Here is a 3,785-nt window from a genome sequence, read left to right as displayed (position 1 = left end):
AATGCTTCGCGATTTAAGGAGTTATCCGGATTCTCCAATAACGGAGTCAGGCTAACCCCATCCAGCTGATAGCCTTCGGGGTTTTCAAGCCCTGCCAATTCAAGATAGGTTGGATATAAGTCGATGCCAATCACCGGCTCATCGGATGTTGTTCCAGGCTGTATGACGCCCGGCCATCGAATAATCAGGGGAGTACGTATTCCCCCTTCATAATAGGTGGTTTTTCCTCCTTTGTATGGAGCGTTGTCTGTAACACCCGATGAAAGCATATGATCAGCTTCCGGTCTGTCTTCTATAAATTCATATCCGCCTAGTCCTCCATTGTCCGACATAAAAACAACTACGGTGTTCTGGGCAATGCCGAGTTCGTCTAACGTATTCAGGACTTTCCCAATATTGGCATCAAGACTCTCTATCATCGCGGCATAGGTGGCATTATGATGTCCTCTGTCGGGATCCTTTTGTTGATATTTTTTTACCAACTGTTCTGGTGCCTGAAGAGGCCAGTGAGGTGTATAATAAGAGAGATTCAGGTAGAATGGACCATCCTTGTTCCCAGTGATATAATCAATGGCTTTTCGGGTGAGATAATCGGTCAGGTATTCTCCATTTTGCGAATCATCAATTAATGGATTATTGTCAGGCTCAAAATAACCGCCATCCCATTCTCCTGGATTACCATCTCCGCTTCCACCAATATTAACCTGGTATCCCTGCTGTTGAGGTCCATATTCTGGTGGCCTGCCCACATGCCATTTACCAACAAATGCCGTTGAATAACCCGCCTGCTGCAACATCTCTGCGTCTGTTATTTTCTCAAGTGGAAGCTCATCTGCGTTCTCTGCGGATACCATCTCTCCCGGTTCCCTTCTCCCGGCGCCGGGTCTTCCAACATGATAGATTGGCTGGTTTGGAAAATATTGACCACTCAGTAACGCTGCTCTTGTGGGTGCACAATTGGCTGCATTTGTATAGGCCTGGAGGAATTTCATCCCCTCCTTCGCCAGCTTGTCAATATTCGGAGTTTCGTAAAAAGATCGCTCCAACGGGTCGAATGAATTGATATCCGAGATGCCCAAGTCGTCAGCTAAAATGAAAATAATATTTGGCTTTTCCTGGTTTGGCGTTTGGGCCTTTAACACCATCAACGGTGAACAAACGAGAAGAAGACAGATGGTGTATAAAATTCGAAAATAAGACATGGTACCCGTCAATAATTTCTACCGGTTTATATGGCCTTTCCAAACTCTCAACTCGTCATTCTGAGGGCGTTGTACTCCCGCCTGCGAGGTCAGTGCCCCTGCAAAGCAGAAGGGTCTGCAAAGCTCCCTTATACTTCAGTTACTTCAATTTTAAAGCAACATTCAAGAACATTTTTGTCCCAGATATGACATTAATCTGTGCCTGTCCGATGATATAAATGGGCTGGCTGAACGGCTTGTCGGGAAAATTCCGGCCCACTCCACTGTAGCTGAAGAGTGGGAGTTCGTTTCTCTTCCGACTGTGCATAGATAAGTTGAACGGGATGATATCCTTCTTCCAACCGGATTTCAGAAGTAGTAACCGAACCCGGATCATAACCTTTGTCGGCATCGATTACTGTTGCCCCGTGGATACGCAGCACAGCCCCCTGGTCTGTCTGGAGGGAAAATGTATATACTCCAGTCTCGGGCACTTCAAGCAGGCCGGCGTATTCCAGGACAATATGTTCCTCACGGGTTTGCACTCCGAGGTCAAATCCCTCGGTAATGCCGCTTTGCTCAGGGGATTGTTCCAGCGTAGATACATCAGGTACCCAAGGCGTGGTCGCCTCAAATACCCGGTAGCGGAGACCTGGTTGTATATCCTCAGGGACATTCAGGGCAGGTACCGGCTCCTCATCATACGGTCGTTTGGCGGACGAATCAGGGCGACGGAGCTGCAGGACTCTGTCCTTCATGCGTTGTTGCAGGAGTTCCATCTGCTCACTGCTGCCGGCAAGGTTACTGGTCTCTCCGGGATCTTGCCGCGTATCATAAATGCGGAAGTCATCCTCTGCCGATTGAATGTCATAGCGGACCCCTTTATACCCATCCAGGTAGAGCACCTGCATCTGCCCACGCTGTTGCCCGTGGTGGGATGCGTGAAACTCCTCATAATCGGGGGTTTGTCCGTCCTGGCTATACTCGATATAAACCTCTCCGGCATGTTGCCCGCGTTCACCAGTAAGCACCGGCAGCAGGGAAACGCCGTCGGTCCGGGCGGGCGCCGGCAGTCCGGCCATTTCTGCGAACGTCGGCAGCCAGTCGTGGAATCCACTGGGAGAATCATTGGTTGTACCTCCAGGCATCTTGCCCGGCCAATACACAATAGTGGGAACCCGAACACCTCCCTCCCAGGTATCACGTTTAATCCCGTCCAAAGGTCCAAAACTATCAAAAAAAGTGGGATCGTATTCTCCGTAGCCATAGGATTCTTTGTGCGGACCATTGTCGGAGGTAAATACAATCATGGTATTCTCATCAATATCCAGATCTTCAAGCAGCTGCATAATATCGCCCACCCCGTTGTCAATACGGCGCACCATGCTGGCAAAGCGTTGCTGCGGTACGGGCCAGTCCCGGCCGGCATAATCGGGATGAATGTAGGTATCTATGCTGTCCCCGACCGTATTAATGTAGTTGTCTTCCTCACCAATCAACTGCACGCCCCCGTCAAGTCCTCCTCCCTCGGGATAGGGGGTGGAAGCCACTTCCAGGCCCGCATGTGGGGTATCATAGGCCAGATACAGGAAAAAAGGCTGATCTTCCTGCTCTTGGTCAGTAATCCATCTCTTGGCGACGGCTGTAAACAGATCAGTGGTATACACGCCCCTGAGCTGATCGGAGATCTCCTCATTGCCCGCGTATAGTTCAACCTTGGGTCGCTCCCTGACCTCATGGGCCGGGTAGTGATTATGACCGTCCCGGTGACGAACATACCCCAAGAAATGATCGAATCCCCGCTTGGTTGGATAGGCCTGCCAGCTTTCCGGGGAATCGCCCTCCAGGCCCTGCAGCCCGTACTTGCCTACTATTCCTGTGGCATAGCCGCCTTCTTTCAGTACTGAAGCCAGCGTATGGTTATCCGAGAGCGCCTTGTCAAACTGGTTGTCGCGCACATTGGCATGGCCCTGGTGGACCCCCTGCAGCAGGGACGCTCGCGAAGGGGCACATACCGGTGCGCCTACATAGTGACGGGTCAGCTGCATTCCTTCACTAGCCATGTTGTCAAGGTGCGGTGTCTTGTGGTGAGGCTCGCCCTCTTCCCCTCGCTGATTCTGGTAAAAGGCTCCTATATCACCATACCCGAGATCATCGGTGAGGATAAATATAATGTTGGGCAGCTCTTGGTTTCCCTCAGGCTGTTGTTGGGATTCCGACTGGCATGCGGAGAGAACCGAAAATATGATGATTAGATTGAATAAGTAGAGAGACTGATGCATGAATTTACATTCCAAATTACAATATTAATTTAGTGCTTAGCAGATACTGATATTTCCTTTCTTCTCTTTCCCAGCTATTTAAATAGAAGAGTAGAGATTTATTTCTTTTACACCAAATCTATTCAAAACTATCGGCTTTTACGTAGGCATCAATGACCGCCTGCTCGCCTTCCTTGCCTTCATGGGCGTTGCCGTGCTCCATGCCCAGGATGCCGTCGTAGCCCTTCTCATGGATGTATTTGAAGACGTTCCGGTAGTTGATCTCCCCGGTATAGGGCTCATTGCGGCCCGGCACGTCCCCCTGCTGGATGTAGGCGATCTC

At 50.2% G+C, this 3,785-nt stretch carries 2 protein-coding genes and 1 pseudogene; all 3 read right to left on the bottom strand.

What is annotated here, in order from left to right; translation table 11 throughout:
- A partial coding sequence (locus ACG2F4_RS19115) for a sulfatase (RefSeq protein ID WP_395262544.1) occupies window positions 1–1,202 on the bottom strand: 1,202 nt, incomplete at its 3' end.
- Window positions 1,203–1,393: 191 nt separating this feature from the next.
- On the bottom strand, window positions 1,394–3,463 hold the full coding sequence (locus tag ACG2F4_RS19110; RefSeq protein WP_395262543.1) for a sulfatase-like hydrolase/transferase: 2,070 nt from the start codon (window positions 3,461–3,463) through the stop codon (window positions 1,394–1,396).
- 118 nt (window positions 3,464–3,581) lie between these two features.
- Window positions 3,582–3,785, bottom strand: a pseudogene (locus tag ACG2F4_RS19105) (xylose isomerase); the annotation flags it as partial.

This window comes from Halalkalibaculum sp. DA3122 (genome assembly GCF_043951865.1).
In the GTDB taxonomy this organism is placed as follows: Bacteria; Bacteroidota; Rhodothermia; order Balneolales; family Balneolaceae; genus JAMQKA01.
Note: the sequence above shows the minus strand (reverse complement) of the source record. Positions and strands in the feature narration are given on the sequence as shown.